Origin of the sequence: Corallococcus sp. CA047B, from assembly GCF_003612065.1 — a bacterium.
GTDB classification, from domain to species: domain Bacteria; phylum Myxococcota; class Myxococcia; order Myxococcales; family Myxococcaceae; genus Corallococcus; species Corallococcus praedator.
In genome coordinates this window covers 1-17,880 of the sequence record NZ_RAWD01000007.1, presented here as the reverse complement: position 1 = coordinate 17,880, position 17,880 = coordinate 1, and the positions used below count along the sequence as shown (strand labels likewise).

The 17,880-nt window shown below is 68.8% G+C and carries 5 protein-coding genes; all 5 read right to left on the bottom strand.

From position 1 onward, the window contains the following. Nucleotides 1–10: 10 nt before the first annotated feature. Nucleotides 11–2,140: an Ig-like domain-containing protein gene (locus tag D7X74_RS02495; protein WP_120531294.1), complete on the bottom strand. Its 2,130-nt coding sequence runs from the start codon at nt 2,138–2,140 to the stop codon at nt 11–13. A gap of 194 nt (nt 2,141–2,334) precedes the next feature. Next, nucleotides 2,335–3,990 carry a signal recognition particle protein gene (ffh, locus tag D7X74_RS02490; RefSeq protein WP_120531293.1) on the bottom strand — a complete coding sequence of 552 codons (1,656 nt, stop codon included), beginning with the start codon at nt 3,988–3,990 and terminating at the stop codon, nt 2,335–2,337. A 110-nt stretch (nt 3,991–4,100) separates the two neighbouring features. Beyond that, nucleotides 4,101–5,414, bottom strand: a complete 1,314-nt coding sequence (locus D7X74_RS02485) for a glycosyltransferase (protein ID WP_120531292.1) — start codon at nt 5,412–5,414, stop codon at nt 4,101–4,103. Nucleotides 5,415–5,433: 19 nt separating this feature from the next. Continuing rightward, nucleotides 5,434–17,244: an amino acid adenylation domain-containing protein gene (locus D7X74_RS02480; protein WP_120531291.1), complete on the bottom strand. Its 11,811-nt coding sequence runs from the start codon at nt 17,242–17,244 to the stop codon at nt 5,434–5,436. Nucleotides 17,245–17,263: 19 nt separating this feature from the next. Beyond that, nucleotides 17,264–17,880 (bottom strand): phosphopantetheine-binding protein (locus tag D7X74_RS02475; protein ID WP_199741746.1); only part of this gene is annotated, 617 nt, incomplete at its 5' end.

The following is a 17,880-nucleotide window of genomic DNA, read 5'->3' as shown; positions in this document are numbered from 1 at the left end:
CTTGCTGCCGCTAATGGTTGAGGCGGTAAACGTAGACACTCGCGGACAGTGCACTTTCTTCGGTCCAGGCGACCACGGGCTGTCCGTCTGAATCCATGGCGATTGACGGAGCGAAAGCAGGAGTCGCCGTTTCAGTCAGGGCATTGAGCGGCTGGCCAATACTCTGCCACTGATTGGAAGTCCAACGCCTGACATGAATGCTTCTCTCGGAGTTGATGATTCCGCTCCAGGCGAGGACATGGGGGGACCCGATGCTCATGCTCAAGACGGGGAGAAGATCGCCAGTCGCTGCTCCGCTCACAGCGGCCGGAGAGGTCCAGGCGTTGCCCTCCCATCGTGTCCAATAGGCCAACCCTTCTGACGACGGTTTGCCTGTGGGCACCTCAATCCAGGTGACCCAGGGGCGCCCATTGCTGTCGACGGCGATCGACGGTGAGAAAGCAAGCCGGCCAATCAGCTGATTGCCCAAAGGAAGGGAGCCATTCCTGGCAACGCCGATGCCTCGGGTTCCATCGCCAGGTCCAGAGAGATCGAGAATGCTATAGGCGACGTATGCGTCGCTGTTGGCGATGGATGCGGAGGGAGTTTCAGCTCGGATGTAGTTGCTGGGGACGGGCAATACCGAGGCGCTCCAGGACGGACCTCCCGCTACCAGTTCGTAGGCCCTGATTTCTCCGAGGCCTTCATTTTGATGGTTTGCATAGAGCCGCAGTGTACCGGTTTCATCCAGTGCGAGCGCAGGCCAGCCCAGATAGTCGCTACCTCCGCTCTTTGGAATGGAAATGGTGGGTAGGGCTTCCCAGGAAGCCCCCATCCATCTCCGCGAGAAGATATCTCGTGTCATTCCATCTCCAGCGGCCTCCTGCCAGGAAACAACCGGCCTGTTGGAAGAGTCGATGACCAATGTCGGGTGCGTCGCATCCGTGCCTATGGGGAGCAACCCACTCAAGGGGGCCCCCAAGGTGTTCCAGACGTTTCCAGTCCAGCGTGCAACGTAGACGCTTTTGGTGTTTCCGTCCGACTCAGACCAGGCGACCACAGGTTGGTTGTTGCGGTCCATCTTCAACACAACATCCTCTGCAGAGGTCTTGCCTTCGTTTGCGCTGATGGCTCCTCCCAGGGGCAGCCACGCAGGCACCGAGAACGACCACGTTGGTGTGTCGAGCAAGATGTTGCCCGCGAGGTCCTCGAAGACGAGGCCCGTCCCAGGATCCAGGGTGACGTCGACGGTTTCCGGGGCCACCACGGGCTCCAGGGGCTTGAGGGTCAGTGTCCTTCCATCCGCGGAGACGCTGGCGGACTTTTGAATATAGGCGCCGCCGCTCGTCGTCACGTACACCGCGTTCTCCCTCATGGAGCGCGGATCCATGGGCTCGCTGAACGTGACCTGGATCGACTCGTTCACTCCAACGTTCGTGGCGTTCCTGGCTGGCAGGAAGGAACTCACCGTCGGAGCCGTCCGGTCGACGATGACCGTCCGAGCAGCGCTGGTGAAGGAGACGCCGCCACGGGTCGCGCGGACTGACACCTGGTAGGTGCCTTCCGCCTCCTGGGTCGTGTCCCATGTGAATGCGTAGGGTGTTCCCGTGGGCTCCGCCAGCACACTGGCGTCCTTCAGGATCTCCACGGCCTCCGCGGAGCCTCCCTCCACCGTGAACTGGAGCAGCAGCGTTCCACGGGTGTACGCCGTGCCGGGCGTCGGCACGACCCAGTTCACGACCAGATCGCCAGCCTCCTTGATGGTCACCCCCAGGGTGGCCTGCTTCGTGACCGCACCGCTCCGGCCTTGGATCGTCAGCGAATAGGTCCCTGCCGCAGTGGACGTCCCGACGCCGATGCTCAACTGCGCACGCGTTTCCCCCGACGACAGGGTGGCTGGCTGGAGTTGGATGCCGGCGGGAGGGTTGAGGAGGCTCAACGTGACATCTCCTCCCTTCACCCCCGCCCATGCCAAGTGGACCTCACAATCCAGTGTTCCACCGGGAAGGACCTGTTTCTGCGTGGACATCACGGAGAGGGTGAAGTCCGCGTTGGGATCCGGCTGGGAGTCGCCCACCGGGTCTTCAATGGGCGGAATTTCGATGCATGCGGGGGCCAAGCCAACGCAGCTCAACAACATCAGGAGTTTCAGACGGGGCATGGGGGGCGCTTTGTGCAAGGGATGTTCCGGTCAGTCCCGACGCGGCACCTTGCCATGGGTATCCAGGGGGAGGGATCTCCATCCCACCTGAGAGATGGCCGTGTGCTCTGCCCCTGGAAATGCGTCTGCCCGCCGGCCCCCGGGATTCGGTGGGGACGGGCGGGCAGGGGAACATCCGGAGCCGCTGAAGCGGACTACTTCTTCTTGCGGTTCTTCTTCTTGTTCTCCTTCTCCTTCTTGCGCCGCTCCTTGAGCGCGTCGCGATCCTCCGTCTTGCCCACCGCCGGCGGCGCGTAGCCCATCAGGCGGGCCTTGGCCATCGCGGCCTGGCCCATGGGGGGCGTGTAGCCCGGGGCAATCTGGGGCAGCTGCATGGGCATGCCGCCCATGCCGCCCATCCCGCCTCCCAGCCCCGCCATGGCCTTCTCCAGCGCCTTCGGGTCCTTCCCGAACATGCTGCCCAGGTCCATGTTCTTCATCTGGCCCAGCTGCCCCAACTGCTTGAAGCCGGGGATACGGCCCAGCAGGCCCGGGTTCTGGCCGATGGTGCCCATCACCTGCTGCATCATCCCGAACTTCTGCAGCAGCTCCTTCACCTCTTCCGGCTTGCGCCCGCTGCCCTTCGAGATGCGGTTGATGCGGCTGGCATTGATGAGGTCCGGACGCAGGCGCTCCTTCTGCGTCATCGAGTCGTACATCGCCTCGATCTTCGTGAGCTCCTTCTCATCCGGGTTCAGGTGCTCGGTGAGGTCCCCGAAGAGCGGGAACTTCTCCAGCAGGTCCTTGAGCGGCCCCATCTTGCGGACCATGCGGATCTGCTCGACGAAGTCCTTCATCGAGAACTGGCCGGACAGCAGCTTGCGCGCGTCGTCCTCGGCCTTCTTCTCGTCGACGACCTTCTCGAAGTCCTTCATCAGGCCGACGATGTCGCCGAAGCCCAGGATGCGGCCCGCGAGGCCCTCCGGACGGAACTCCTCCAGCTTGTCCATCGACTCGCCCATGCCGAGGAACTTGATGGGCTTGCCCGTCACCTCCTTGATGGACAACGCCGCGCCACCACGCGCGTCACCGTCCAGCTTCGTCAGGATGAAGCCGTCCAGCGTCAGGCGCCGGTCGAACTCGGCCGCCGTGCGCACCGAGTCCTGGCCAATCATCGCGTCGCACACCAGCAGGATGGTGTCCGGCTGCACGTTGGACTTGATGGCCTCCAGCTCCGTCATCAGCGTCTCATCGATGGCGAGCCGACCGGCGGTGTCGATGAGCACCACGTCGCACTTCTGCTCGCGCGCGGCCGCGTAGCCCCGCTTCGCCAGCTCCGGGGGCTGGATGCCGGGCTCGAAGTACACGGGGACCTTCAGCCGCTCGCCCAGCACCTTGAGTTGGTCGACGGCGGCCGGACGGTAGATGTCCGCGGCGACGAGCAACGGCTTGCGCCCTTCCTGGAGGAGCCGGCTGGCGAGCTTGCCCGTCGTCGTCGTCTTACCGGAGCCCTGGAGGCCCACCATCATGATGCCGGACAGCTGACCCTTGGGCTTCAGGTGGAGGCTGGTGTCCACCGGCCCCATCAGGGCTTCCAGCTCGTCGTGGCAGATCTTGATGAAGTGGTCCATCGCGCTCACGCGGCGCTTCTGGCCCCCGGCGTCCGTGACGGTGGTCTGCACCACCTCGCCCACGGCCTTCTCGCGGACGCGGGCGACGAACTTCTTCACCACGTCGAAGGCGACGTCGGCCTCCAACAGGGAAACGCGGATGTCTCGCAGCGACTCGTCCACCAGGTCGGGGGTGAGTTCGCTCTTGCCGGCGAGGCGGTTCTTGGCGGCCCGGAAGCCCTTGGTGACGGTCTCAAGCATGGGGGGCGCTTTATAACAGGGCCTCGCAGGATGCGACGCCCACGGAAGCCCCGGCCGTCCAGCAGTGGAGGAATCAAGGGACCCCCCGGGGCCTCACGGGCCCCGCCCCCTCAGGGGGCCCCGAGGAGGCCCTCCACCGCCTCCACTCCCCGGTCCGAACCGTCCAGGGCGAGGAAGGCCTTCCGCATCGCGTCCACCCGGGTCCGGACGCCCGGGTCCCCCACCACCGCGTCCAGCAGGGCGGACAGCGTGTCGGGGGTGGCCCGCCGGATGTCGCCCTGGCGCCCCAACCCGTGGTGCACCACCCGGGCGGCATTGCCGGGCTGGTCCAGGCCCGTGGGGAACACCAGCATGGGGACGCCCAGGCAGAGGCATTCCTTCACGCTGTTGAGGCCCCCGTGGGTCACCATCACCGACGCCTTGCGCAGCGCCGCGAGCTGGGGCGCGAAGGGCACCACCGTGGCGTTGGCGGGGATCCGGAAGTCCGCCGCCGCCAAGTTCGCTCCCACCGCCATCAGCAGCCGCCAGTCCTGCCGGCGGGCCACCATGTCCAGCACCGCCTGGAAGAAGGGCCGGTGCGCCGCGGCACGGTGCCCCAGGCTTCCCAGCGAGCAGTAGAGGAGGGGGCGCGGGTCCTGCTCCACCTCTGGCGGCAGGGACGCACCGGCGCGCTCCAGGTCCACTCCCGGCCCGATGTAGTGGAGGTTCTTCGTCGACGCGCGCGGGAAGTCGAAGGCCTCCGCGCAGGCAATCAGCGTGGGAAGCTCCACGTGCGGCCCGTGCTGGAGGTGGGTGCGGAAGTCGCAAAGCGCCCCCACCTCCGGGTGGCGCTGCGTCAGGACCTGGACCTGCTCCCTCAGGAACCGCCCGTAGCCGGCCCGGCCGGCCTGCGCCTGGAGCGTCCAGGCCGCGCGCACCTTGAACCGGGACCAGGCGCCCGTGGGCGGCGGAGCGGTGCTGGTCAGCGGGGGCACGCCAGCGTCGGCGCGCAGCGGCAGCGTGGTGCTGAAGAGGGCCGTGCCGAGGCCCAGCCGGCGAGCGGCGAGCGCGGGCAGGGGATAGGTGCTGTCGACCAGCAACAGGTCGGGACGCAGCTCGCGCAGGTGCGCCTCGAAGGCCGGCCCGAAGAGCAGCTCCGAGGCGTAGGCCTGCAGCCGGCGCTGCATCTCCTGGGCGACCTGCTGCTTCTTCTCCCGGGGCGCGTCCGAGCCCAGCGTGGACTCCGAGGCGTCCCGGAAGCCCCTGGGGAACAGCGCTTCGCTCACCGGCGTGAAGGGCCAGCCCTGGGCTCGCACCGGCTCCTCGGCGTCGGAGAGCGACAGGTAGTGCACGTCGTGGCCTCTCGCGCGGAGCCTCCGGGCGAGGTGGAAGGTCGCGTGGATGTGGCCGACCTGGGCGAGGGGAAAGAAGGCGATTCGGGCCATGGGGTGTGTGCTCGGCGCGTCAGGCGGACTGTTTGGGGGGGAGGGCTTCGTCGCTCGGGGCTTCCGCCCACCGGGCCTTCAAGTGGGCCGCGAGCGTCTGGACGTGGGGGGCTCTGAGCAGCGAGTAGTGGTCTCCCGGCACGTCCTGGACCTCCAGGTGGTCGGGCGCCACCTGACGCCAGCTGTGCTCCTGCTCCAGCGGATCCTTCCCCGGATCGCTGGAACGGAACAACACGAGGGAGCCCGTATAGCGCTGGGGCCGGTAGGCGGTGTTTGCCCGGAGGTTGCTTTCGAAGACCTGTCGCAGGGCTCGCAGCCGGGGCAGCTCCGTGTCCGGCGGGACGGCGGCGCTCCGGCGGCCTTCCTCCAGGAGCTGCTGGAGCAGCGCGTCCGGTTCCAGGTTCGCCAGCGCCTCATCCGACGTGGGGGGCGGCTCACCGGAGATGGCCGCGAGGTCCCGGGCGAAGAGGGCGGTCATGATCGCGGTGGTCTCCTCGGCGGGCAGGGGGCTTTCGGGGGCTCCCGCGTGGCCGTCGATGATGGCCAGCAGCGCCACCTTCTCGCCCTGACGCTGGAGCTGCTGGGCCATCTCGAGCGCGATGTTGCCGCCCAGGGACCAGCCTCCCAGGAGGTAGGGACCGTGGGGCTGGAGGCTCCGCACCGCGGCCACGTAGGTCGTCGCCAGCGCCTCCACGGTGTCCAGCGGCGGCTGTTCTCCGTCCAGCCCCGGCGCCTGCAGTCCGTGGAAGGGTTGATCCGGTCCGAGGGCGCGCGCCAGCTCCGTGTAGCAGAGGACACTGCCGCCCACCGGGTGCACGCAGAAGAAGGGACGCTGGCCGCCACCCCGGCCCAGCGTGACGAGCGGAGACCAGGGCCGGGGCTCCTGCCGCAGCAGGCGCGCCAGGTGTTCCACCGTGGCGTCCTCGAAGAGCGCCGACATGGGCAGCGCGTTTCCCAGCTCCTTTTCAATCCGCCGCAGCAGCTTGACCGCGAGCAGCGAGTGGCCTCCCAGGTCGAAGAAGCTGCTCGTCACACCCACCGGTCCCTGGCCGAGCGTCTCCTCGAAGAGCGCCGCCAGCTGGTGCTCCAGCGCATCTCGGGGAGGGACGAAGGTGCTCGCGCTGGACGCGGTCGCATCCGGTGACGGGAGCGCCTGGAGGTCCACCTTGCCATGCGCCGTGAGGGGCAGTTGCTCCAGCACGACGATGTGGGACGGGATCATGAAGGGGGGCAGGAGCGTGCCCAGCCAGGTCCGCGTTTCGGAGGCCTCCAACCGGTGTCCGTCCCGGGCCGTGACGTAGGCCACGAGCCGCTTGTCGTCCGCGGCGTCCTCCCGCACCCGTACGGCGGCCTGACGCACGCCGGGATGTTGCTCCAGGGCGGCCTCCAGCTCGCCCAGTTCGATGCGGAAGCCCCGCACCTTGACCTGGGTGTCCGAGCGGCCCAGGAACTCCAGCTCACCGTTCGCGAGGAAGCGCGCGCGGTCCCCGGTCCGGTACAGCCGGGCCCCGGGCTCTTGCGCGAAGGGATGCGGGATGAAGCGCTCGGCGGTCAGCCCGGGCCGGTTCAAGTAGCCGCGCGCGAGTCCAGGCCCTCCCACGAACAGCTCCCCGGGGACTCCCCTGGGAACGGGATGCAGTCGCCGGTCCAGGACGTAGACCTGGACGTTCGCCAGCGGGCGCCCGATGGACGGGCGGGTGGTGTCCACGTCCTCGCTGACCGTCGCGCAGACCGTCACCTCGGTGGGGCCGTAGGCATTGAGGAAGCGGCGTCCCGGCTTCCACCGCTTCGCGAGCTCCGGCGTGCAGGCCTCGCCCGCGGAGGTCACCGTCTGGAGCGTGGGAAGCGCGTCCGGGTCGAGCTGCGCCAGGGCGGAGGGCGTGAGCGTCGCGGTGGTGATGGCCTGGGCCTGGAGCAGGCCCTGGAGCGGCGCTCCGGGCAACAGGGCGTCCCTGGGCGCGAGGCACAGCGCGGCCCCGGACAGGAGCGCGGAGAAGATCTCCCAGATGGCCGCGTCGAAGCCGGTGGCCGCGAACTGCAGGGCCCGCTGGCCGGGGCCCAGGTGCTGCACCCGTGCTGCCTCCAGCGCCGTGTTGCACAGGCCCCGGTGCGACAGCAGCGTGCCCTTGGGCCGCCCCGTGGAGCCCGAGGTGTAGATGACGTAGGCCAGGTGTTCGGGATGCGTGACGGTGGGCAGGGGACTCCGGGGCCTGCGCGCCACCTGGCTCCATTCCGAATCCAGGCAGAGCAACAGCTCTCCCTGCGCGGGGAGTTCGTCGGCGAGCGCTTCCTGGGTGAGCACCAGGGGAAGCACGGCGTCGCGCATCATGAAGGCGAGCCGTTCGCTCGGATAGGCCGGATCCAGGGGGACGAAGGCGCCTCCTGCCTTGAGCACGCCCAGCGCTCCGATGATCAACTCCGGCGAGCGCTCCAGGCACAGACCGACGCGGCCCTCCGGCCCGATGCCCAGGGCGCGCAGGTGGTGCGCGAGCTGGTTCGCCCGGGCATCCAGCTCCTGATACGTGAGCTGTTCTCCTCCAATGACAACCGCCGGGGCCTCCGGAGTGCTTCGGGCCTGGGCCTCGAAGAGGACGTCCGCGCGGGTGTCGGGCAGGGGCCGGGGCGGCGTGGAACGCCCGTCCGCCAGGATTCGCCGCTGGGTTTCCTCGGACAGGAGGGGGAGTTCGCAGACGCGGGTGTCTGGGTTTGACGCGGCGGCGTCCAGGAGCACCCTCAGGGCTTCGAGGAGCTGATCGATGCCCTGGGCGGTGAAGAGGTCCGTGGCGTATTCACATACGAAGGACAGACCCTTCGCCTGCTCCGCGACCACCAGCGTGAGGTCCAGCTTGGCGGAAGCGGCTTCTTCCTCCGTGCCCAGACCCCTGAGCGTCAGGCCGGGCAACTCCATCACGCCGCCCTGGGGCGTGGACTGGTAGGTGAGCTTCACCTGGAACAGCGGGGCGTGCCGCAGGCTCCGCTCGGGGTTGAGGACCCGGACCAGCTCCTCGAAGGGCAGGTCCTGGTGGGCCTGGGCGTCGAGCACGCCATCCCGTGTCTGACGCAGCAGCTCCCGGAAGGTGGGGGCTCCCTCCAGCCGGCTTCGCAGGGCGAGCTGGTTGACGAAGAAGCCCATCAACCCTTCGACTTCGCCGTGATGGCGGTTGGCCACGTCCGTGCCGATGATCAGGTCGTCCTGTCCGGAGTAGCGGTGCAGCAGGACCTGGAACGCCGTCAGCACCAGCATGAAGGGCGTGACGCCTTCTGCGCGGGCCCGCTCGCGCAGGGCCTCCGCGTCGGGCAGGCGCAAGGTTCGCGTGGCCCCGTGATGCGAGCGCACCGCGGGCCTCGGGTGCTCCGTGGGCAGGCTCAAGACCTGGGGCGCTCCCGCGAGGTGCTGACGCCACCAGGTGAGCTGGGCTTCGAGGACGTCCCCCTTCAGCCATCCCTGCTGCCAGGCGGCGTAGTCCGCGTACTGGACCGGGAGCGGGGGCAGCGGTGAAGGACGCTGTTCGCGGAACGCCGTGTAGAGCAGGCCCAGCTCGCGGATCAGCAGCGACATGGACCAGCCGTCCGAGATGATGTGGTGCACCGTCACGAGCAACAGGTGCGCGCGCGCGTCCAGGCGGTACAGGCGCGTGCGCAGCAGCGGACCCCGCGCGAGATCAAAGGGACGTTGCGCTTCCTCCAGGGCCAGTCGCTTCGCTTCGGCGGTGCGCTCTTCCACGGACGCCCCGGAGGTCTGCTCCACGGCAAGCGACCATCGCGCGGGCGGCGAGACGCGCTGCACCGCCCCGTCCGCGTCCGCGTGGAAGGTGGTCCGCAGCGATTCGTGGCGCTGGACGAGTTCGTCGAAACATCGCTCCATCGCCGAGACATCCAGGTCCCCGTCCAGAACGACGGCCGTGGGGATGTTGTAGGCGGGATTGAGGGGTTCGAGCTGGTCGAGGAAGAAGAGGCGCTGCTGGGCGAAGGAGAGCGGGAGCCGGCCCGTGCGAGGAACGGGAAGCAGCGGAGCCGCGACCGGACCCGAAATCGCCAGGAGGGCTGCGTGGATGCGAAGGGAGAGGGAGGCGACGGTGGGTGAGTCGAAGAGGTCGCGAAGCGGCAGGTCGATGCCGAAGGCGGAGCGGATGCGGGAGAGGGCCTGGGTGGCGAGGAGGGAGTGGCCGCCGAGGGCGAAAAAGTTGTCGTGGATGCCGACGCGCTGGAGGTGGAGGACGGAGGCCCAGAGGGAGGCGAGGAGGGACTCGACGTCATCGCGAGGGGCGACGAAGTCCTGGGAGAGCGAAGGCCTGGAGTCAGGGGCGGGAAGGGCCTTGCGGTCGAGCTTGGCGTTGGCGGTGAGGGGGAGTGCCGCGAGGTGAAGGAAGGCGGCGGGCAGCATGTAGTCCGGCAGCCGCGAGGCGAGGAAGGAGCGAAGGGCCTCGGTGGAGGGCGGGGCGTCGGAGGTGAAGTAGGCGACGAGGCGCTTGAGGCCCGGAGAGTCCTCGCGGGCGATGACAACGGCCTCGCGCACGTCGGGGTGGGCGAGGAGGGAGGATTCGACTTCGGCGATTTCGACGCGGAATCCGCGCACCTTCACCTGGGAGTCGAGGCGGCCGAGGAAGTCGAGGGTGCCGTCGAGGCGGTGCCGGGCCAAATCGCCGGTGCGGTACATGCGAGCGCCGGGCGAGGAGGAGAAGGGGTTGGGGAGGAAGCGCTCGGCGGAAAGAGAGGGATTGGCGAGGTAGCCACGCGCGAGGCCGTCACCGGCGAGGAAGACTTCGCCTGGGAGGCCGGGAGGGACGGGCTGGAGGTAGGCGTCGAGGAGGAAGAGCTGGGTATTGGCGAGAGGCCTGCCAATGGGGACGGAGGGCCCGACGGAAGCAGGGGGCGAGGCCGTCCAGGTGGAGGCGAAGAGGGTGGACTCGGTGGGCCCGTAGCAAGCGGTGATGGGGATGCGGAGGGCGTCGAGAGCGCGCTGGAAGTGGGCGGAGGAGACGACGTCGCCGCCGGTGAGGAGCTGGCGCAGGTGGCTCAGGCCGTCGAGGTGGGAGTCGATGACTTGAGAGAAGAGGCCGGCGGTGAGGTGGAGGGTGGAGACGCGGTGGTGGTTGAGGACGCGGACCAGCTCCGGGACATCACTGGGGGAGTGGGGCGGGAAGACGACGAGGCGGGAGCCGTTGAGGAGAGGGCCCCAGACTTCGAGGGTGGAGGCGTCGAAGGAGATGGGGGCGATGAGGAGGAAGGACTCGCCGGGGCCGAGGCGTGCGTAGTCGACACCGCGCACGGTGCGCAGGACGGCGCGGTGGGTGGTGCCGACAGGCTTGGGGCGGCCGGTGGAGCCGGAGGTGAAGTCGATATACGCGAGGTGCTCCGGGTGAATACCGACGCGGAGCGGGGCCTCGGACTGAAGCGGAAGCGTTGGGGCGACGTCCTCGATGAGGAGCACTTCAATGCCTTCGGTGGGCAGTGAAGGCAGCAGCTCTCGGGAGGTGAGGAGGAGCTGGGGCGGGACGTCCTCCAGCATGAAGGCGAGGCGCTGACGCGGATAGGACGCGTCGAGGGGCAGGTAGGCGCCGCCGGCCTTGAGGATGGCGACGAGGGAGACGACGAGCTCCAGGGAGCGCTCCAGGCAGAGCGCCACGGGCGAGTCGGGGCCGACGCCACGCTGCACCAGCACCCGCGCGAGCTGATTGGAGAGCGTGTCGAGCTGGCGGTACGTCAATCGCTGCTCACCGAATTCGACGGCGACGGCGTCCGGGAAGAGGGCAACCTGGGCGGCGAAGACTTCGGGGATGGAAGCGTCGCTGGGGTAGGGCCGCGCGGTGTCGTTCCACTCCACGAGGACGCGGTGCTTGTCCTCGGCGGAGAGCATCGACACCTCGAACACACGCTGTTCGGGGCGTGCGCGCAGGCTCTCCAATGCGGTGGCCCAGTGGCGCAGCAGTTGTTCGATGGTGCCCGCGTCGTAGCGCTCGGTGTCGAACGTGAGGTGCAGGCCAATCGTGGGGCCCAGCGTCACGGCCGCGTCGAGCGGGAAGTTGTTGTGTTCGAAGGTTTCAATGTCACGCACATCGAAGCGTGAGCCCCTTTCGCGCACGGCCCCGTCCACCGGGTAGTTCTCGAAGACGAGCAGGCTGTCGAACAGCGCGGCGCCTCGCGGCACGTCACTCCAGCGCTGGAGCTGGAGCAGCGGCGTGTGCTCGAACTGGGTCCTTTCCGTCTGCTGGGTCTGGAGTTGCTGGAGCCAGGACAGCAGCGGTGCGTTGGGTGTCAGGCGCACCCGCACCGGGACGGAGTTGATGAACAGCCCGATCATCTGCTCGACGCCGGGCAGTTCGGGTGGACGGCCGGAGACGATGGTCCCGAAGAGCACGTCCTCCACTCCGGCGTATCGGCCGAGCAGCAGGGCCCAGGTTCCCTGCACCAGCGTGTTCAGCGTGAGTTGGTGCTGACGCGCGAAGCCCTGGAGCGCCGCCGATTCCTCCTGCGAGAGGAACAGCTTGCGACGATCCTTCCGCCTCGACGGATTGCCGGCGGGGACGGGCTTCGCCGCGGGCAGGGGCGTCGGCGTGGTGAAGCCTTCGAGCGCCTGTCGCCACCAGGCCTCCGCGCGCTCCTGCGGCTGCTTCTGGAGCCATTCGATGTAGTCACGGAACGGCGGCTGCCGCGTCGCGTGCTGCTGGCCCGCGAGCAGCTCGTCGTTGCGCGCGAACAGCGCGTTCAACATCAGGCCAATGCTCCAGCCGTCCATCAACAGGTGATGGTGACTCCAGACGAACTGGAGCACGTCGTTCGCCAGCCGCATCACCGCCAGCCGCATCAGCGGGGGCTTGCGCAAATCGAAGCCACGGGCCCGGTCCGCCGCGAGGAAGGCGGTGAGGCGCTCCTGCTGTTCGGTGGAGGGCAGGCCCCGCCAGTCGTGCTCCTCGTACGGCAGGACCGCCTGCGTGGTGACGACCTGGAGGGGTTCGGTCAATCCCTCCCAATGGAAGCCCGTGCGCAGGATGGCGTACTGCTCCACCATCGAATCCCACGCGCGATGGAAGGTGCCCAGGTCCACGGGCGAGTGGAACCTCCACGTGAGCTGTTCGAAGTAGAAGCCCGCGTCGGGCGTGAGCAGCGTGTGGAACAACATTCCCTGCTGCATCGGGGAGAGCGGGTAGATGTCCTCGATGGGCGTCGCGGGCGGGAGGACGCGGTCAAGCACCGCCTGCTCCGTGAGCCGGGCCAGCGGGAAGTCCACCGGCGTGTAGCGAAGCGCGTCGGAGGTGGTCCTCGCGGCGATGAGCGCCCGCAGCGAAGCGACGAAGGCCGCGACGAGGCGCTGGACCGTAGCCTCGGTGTGGAGTTCCCGGCTGTAGGCGAAAGACAGCCGGAGCTGGCTGTCGATGACGACCGCGCTCGCATCAAAGACATACGCGCGTTGATCACCCGGGTCCCGGTCGGGTCCGGCGGATTCCCTCGCCAGCCCGAAGAGTCGGGAGCTGTTCGCCGCGGCGTCCAGTTGCCCCAGGTAGTTGAAGGCCACCTGGGGACGGGGAAGCGCCGCCAGTCGTTCCACGACGTCCTTGCGTCCCAGGTGCCGCAGCAGGCCCTGGCCAATGCCACTTCCTGGCATCGCACGCAGCCCGTCGCGCACGGCGCGGAGCGCATCACCCGGACTGGCCGCGTCAGGCACCTCCAGGAGCACCGGCGTCACGGAGGTGAACCACCCCACCGTGCGGGACAGGTCCACGTCGTCGAAGAGGTCTTCCCGGCCGTGGCCCTCCAGCTCCACCAGCAGACGGGGCTGGCCCGTCCAGGCGGTGAAGGCCTGCGCGAGCGCTGTCAGCAGCACGTCGTTGATGCGCACCCGGTACGCGGACGGCACCTCCTGGAGCAGCAGCCGCGTCTCCGCCGCGTCCAGCGCCGCGGTCACGTTGCTCGCTGACGTGAGGGAGTTGGTTCCTCCTGTCAGGTCGAGCGGCAGGTCGCGCACCTGCTGGCGCGACTCGGAGAGCCAGTAGGGCAGCTCCTCCTCCAGGGCCTGCGACTTCGCGTGGACCGCGAGCCGCTCCGCCCAGGACTTGAAGGACGTCGACTTGGCGGGAAGGGCGGGCTCCCGGCCCTGTGCCAGGGCCCGGTACGCGGTGTCCAGGTCCTCCAGCAGCGTGCGCCAGGACACCGTGTCCACGACGAGGTGGTGCGCGACGAGCAGCAGTCTTCCCGTGCGTCGCGGACCCCGGTGGAAGAGGACCGCGCGCAACAGGAGTCCTTCGGAGAGTTGGAAGCCCTCCTGGACGCGGGTGGCGTGGGCTTCCAGCGCGGCGCCGTGCTCGGCTTCATGCAGTGCGGACAGATCGAACTGGAGCACGCCGGGCACCTGCTCCAGCCCGGTGTTGTGCTGTTTCCAGACTCCGTCTTCCTGCACGAAACGCATGCGCAGGGCGTCATGGTGCCGCACAAGCTTGCGTAGGGCCCGCTCCAGCAACGCGGCGTCGACGGGTTCCTTCGTCTCCAGCAGGAGGGATTGGTTGAAGTGATGGGGCCGGGGCGGGGGCGCTTCGAAGAACGCGTGCTGGAGGGGCGTCAGGGGAACAGGGCCCGTGACCGTGCCCTGCTCGGCGTCCACGGTCCGCGCTTCGGTGGCCTGCGGTGCCAGCTCCGCGACGGTCTGCCGCTGGAAGAGCTGCTTGGGCGTCAGGTGCAACCCCACCTGCCGGGCCCGGGAGATGACCTGGAGGCTGGAGATGGAGTCGCCTCCCAGCTCGAAGAAGTTGTCGTGGATGCCCACGCGCTTCAGGCCCAGCACCTGCTCCCAGATGGCGGCCAGCTTCCGTTCCACCGCGTCGCGGGGCGCGACGTAGGCCTGTTTCAGCTCGGGGCGGGCATCGGGTGCCGGCAGCGCGGCGCGGTCGAGCTTGCCGCTGGAGGTGAGCGGGAGGGAGGCGAGGGGGACGAAGACGGCGGGGACCAGGTGCTCCGGGAGCCGGTCCTTGAGGAAGGCGCGGAGGGCCTCGGGGGAGAGGGCCTGGGTGTCGTCCCCAGCGACGTAGGCGACGAGGCGCTTGAGGCCCGGGGAGTCCTCGCGAACGAGGACGACGGTCTCGCGCACGGCGGGGTGGAGCAGGAGCGCGGCTTCGACTTCACCGGGCTCGATGCGGAAGCCGCGCAGCTTCACCTGGTCATCGGAACGGCCGAGGAAGACCAGCTCACCGTTAGAGAGGAAGCGGACGCGGTCCCCGGTGCGGTAGAGGCGCTCGCCGGGAGAAGAAGCGAAGGGGTGGGGGAGGAAGCGCTCGGCGGTGAGGCCAGGGCGGGAGAGGTAGCCGCGAGCGAGGCCCGTGCCCCCGACGTACAGCTCGCCGGGAGCCCCGAGCGGAACGGGCTGGAGGCGTGAGTCGAGGACGTAGAGCTGGACGTTGGGGAAGGGCCGTCCGAGGGAGATGCGCTGGGAGTCGACGGGCCCGGAGATGGAGGCGCAGACGGTGACTTCGGTGGGGCCGTAGGCGTTGAGCAGGGTGCGTCCCTGGCTCCAGCGCTGCGCAATGGCGGGAGGAAGGGCTTCCCCCGCGGAGACGAGGCTTTCGAGACGCGGCAGTCCGGCCTCGGAGAGCTGGGCGAGGACGGAGGGCGTCAGGGTGGCGGCGGTGACGGCCTGGGATTCGAGCAGCTGACGCAGGGGCTGCTCGGGTAGCAGTTCGTCGCGCGCGGCGAGCACGAGGCAGGCACCGGCCAGCAGTGTGGAGAAGACCTCCCAGACAGAGGCATCGAATGACGGGGAGGCGAATTGCAGGACGCGGCTGTTCGCGTGGAAGTGCTGGGCGCGTGCGGCGGCGAGCGCGGTGTTGGCGAGGCCCTTGTGCAGGAGCAGGGCTCCCTTGGGCATGCCGGTGGAGCCAGAGGTGTAGATGACGTAGGCGAGCTGGTCCTCACCCACTTCGACGTCGGGCGCGGTGTCTGGCTTCTGGGCGATCGCCTCGGCGTCCGCCGTGAGACACAGGCGACGCAGCCCTTCCTTCGCGGGCGGCACGGTGTCCCCTCGCGTGATGACGAGAGGGATTGCCGCGTCCTCCAGGAGGAAGGCGAGCCGCGCGGGGGGATGGGACGGCTCCATCGGAACGAACGCGCCCCCCGCCTTGAGGATGGCGAGCATCGCGATGGGCACGTCGAGCGACCGCTCCAGGAAGATGCCGACGCGGGTCTCCGCCTGGACCCCGAGGGCTCGCAGGTGGTGCGCGAGGCGGTTGGCCCGGGCATTCAGCTCCCGGTAGGTGAGGTGCTGATCTCCGAAGGTCGCGGCCGGTGCTTCAGGCGTGCGCTCCACCTGCTCCTCGAAGAGCCGGTGGACGTTGGGCGCGTGATGCAATTGCTCGCGGGTGTCATTCCAGGTGACGAGCAGCTGCTTTCGCTCTTCGCTGGAGATCAGCGCGGCCTCTCCGACGGCCCGCGTGGGGTTCGCCACCAGCTCCGCGAGGAGCGACTCCAGGTGCTCCATCATCCTCGCGATGGTGGCCCTGTCGAACAGGTCGGTGCTGTAGTCCACGGTTCCCGTAAAGCCTTCCGGTCCGTCCGTGAACGAGAGGCTGAGGTCGAACTTCGACGCGGTGGTCTCCACCTCCACGCCTCGCAGGGTGAGGCCCGGCTGGCTCACCTGCGGCATGGGCGCGTTCTGGAGCGTGAACAACACCTGGAAGAGCGGGGACCGGCTCAGGTCCCGCTCCGTCTGGAGCGTGTCCGCCAGCTTCTCGAAGGGCAGGTCCTGGTGGGCGTAGGCCTTCACCGTGGTGGCCTTCACCTGCGCGATCAGCTCCTGGAAGGACGTGGCGTTCTCCGGACGTACGCGCAGGACCAGGGTGTTGACGAAGAAGCCGATCAAGCCCTCCAGCTCGGCGCGGTTGCGTCCGGCGATGGGCGTGCCGATACAGAAGTCGTCCTGTCCCGAATACCGCTGGAGCAGCGCCGCGAAGCCCGCGAGCAACACCATGAACGGCGTGGCCCCGGTGGTCTTGCCGAGCGCCTTGAGGGCTTCGGAGACATCGCGCGGCAGCCGCACCGGGTGACTCGCGCCCCGGAAGGACTGGATGGGCGGGCGGGGGCGGTCGGTGGGCAGTTCGAGGATGCGCGGCACGCCTTCGAGCTGCGCCTTCCAGTGCGTGAGCTGGGTTTCCAGCACCTCCCCCTTGAGCCAGTCGCGCTGCCAGCGGGCGAAGTCCGCGTACTGGAGCACCGGTTCGGGAAGCGGGGAGGGCAGGCCCCGGGAGAAGGCCGCGTAGAGCAGCGTCAGCTCGCGGATGAGGACGCCCATGGACCAGCCGTCGGAGACGCTGTGATGCATCGACAGCACGAGCAGGTGCTCGGTGTCGCCCAGCTTCGCGAGCGTGGCGCGCAGCAGGGGGCCGGTGGAGAGTTCGAAGGGCTTGCGCAGCTCCGTGACGGCGAGCTGTCGGGCTTCGTGCTCCCGCTGTCCGGAGGGGACCCCGGTCAGGTCCACCTGCTCCAGGACCTGCGTGGAGGCTCCGGCGATGACCTGGACTCCCGCACCGTCCGCTCCGGGCTCGAAGGTCGTGCGCAGCGATTCGTGGCGTCGCGCCAGCTCCGCGAAGCCGCGTTCCAGCGCGGCCACGTCGAGCGCGCCCTCCAGCCGCACCGCAGCCGGCAGGTTGTACGTCGTGCTGCCGGGATCCATCTGGTCCAGGAACCACAGCCGCTGCTGGGCGAAGGACAGGGGTTCGGAAGCAGCCCCCTTCGGGCGTGGAGGGATGGCCTGCTGCCGGGTCTGCGCGTTCTTCTCGCGCAGCTTCCGCATCAGTTCATCCTGCTGCTCGGGGGACAGTGACGCGAGTCGGTCGCGTGCCTTGCTCATGTGTTGCTTCCTCGTCGACTCAAGTGGCGTCGCCGTCCAGATCCAGGCCGGCCATCAGTTGTTCCAGCTCCGCGTCGTCCACCTGCGCGGCCTGCGCTTCCATCAACAGCACGGCGAGCGAGGCGATGGTGGGCTTTTCGAAGAGCCGGCCCAGGTCCACGTCCGTGTCGAAGGAGACGCGGACCCGGGAGATGAGCTGGGTGGCGAGCAGCGAATGCCCTCCCAGCTCGAAGAAGTTGTCGTGGATGCCGATGCGCTCGACGCCCAGCAATTCCGTCCATATCGCCGCCAGCGACTGTTCCAACTCGTTGCGCGGTGGCGTGAACTCCGGCCCGGAGTCCGGACGGACGCCTTCCGGAAGGGGCAGCGCGGCGCGGTCGAGCTTGCCGCTGGAGGTGAGCGGGAGGGAGGCGAGGGGGACGAAGACGGCGGGGACCAGGTGCTCCGGGAGCCGGTCCTTGAGGAAGGCGCGGAGGGCCTCTGGGGAGAGGGCCTGGGTGTCTTCACCCGCGACGTAGGCGACGAGGCGCTTGAGGCCCGGGGAGTCCTCGCGAACGAGGACGACGGTCTCGCGCACGGCGGGGTGGAGCAGGAGCGCGGCTTCGACTTCACCGGGCTCGATGCGGAAGCCGCGCA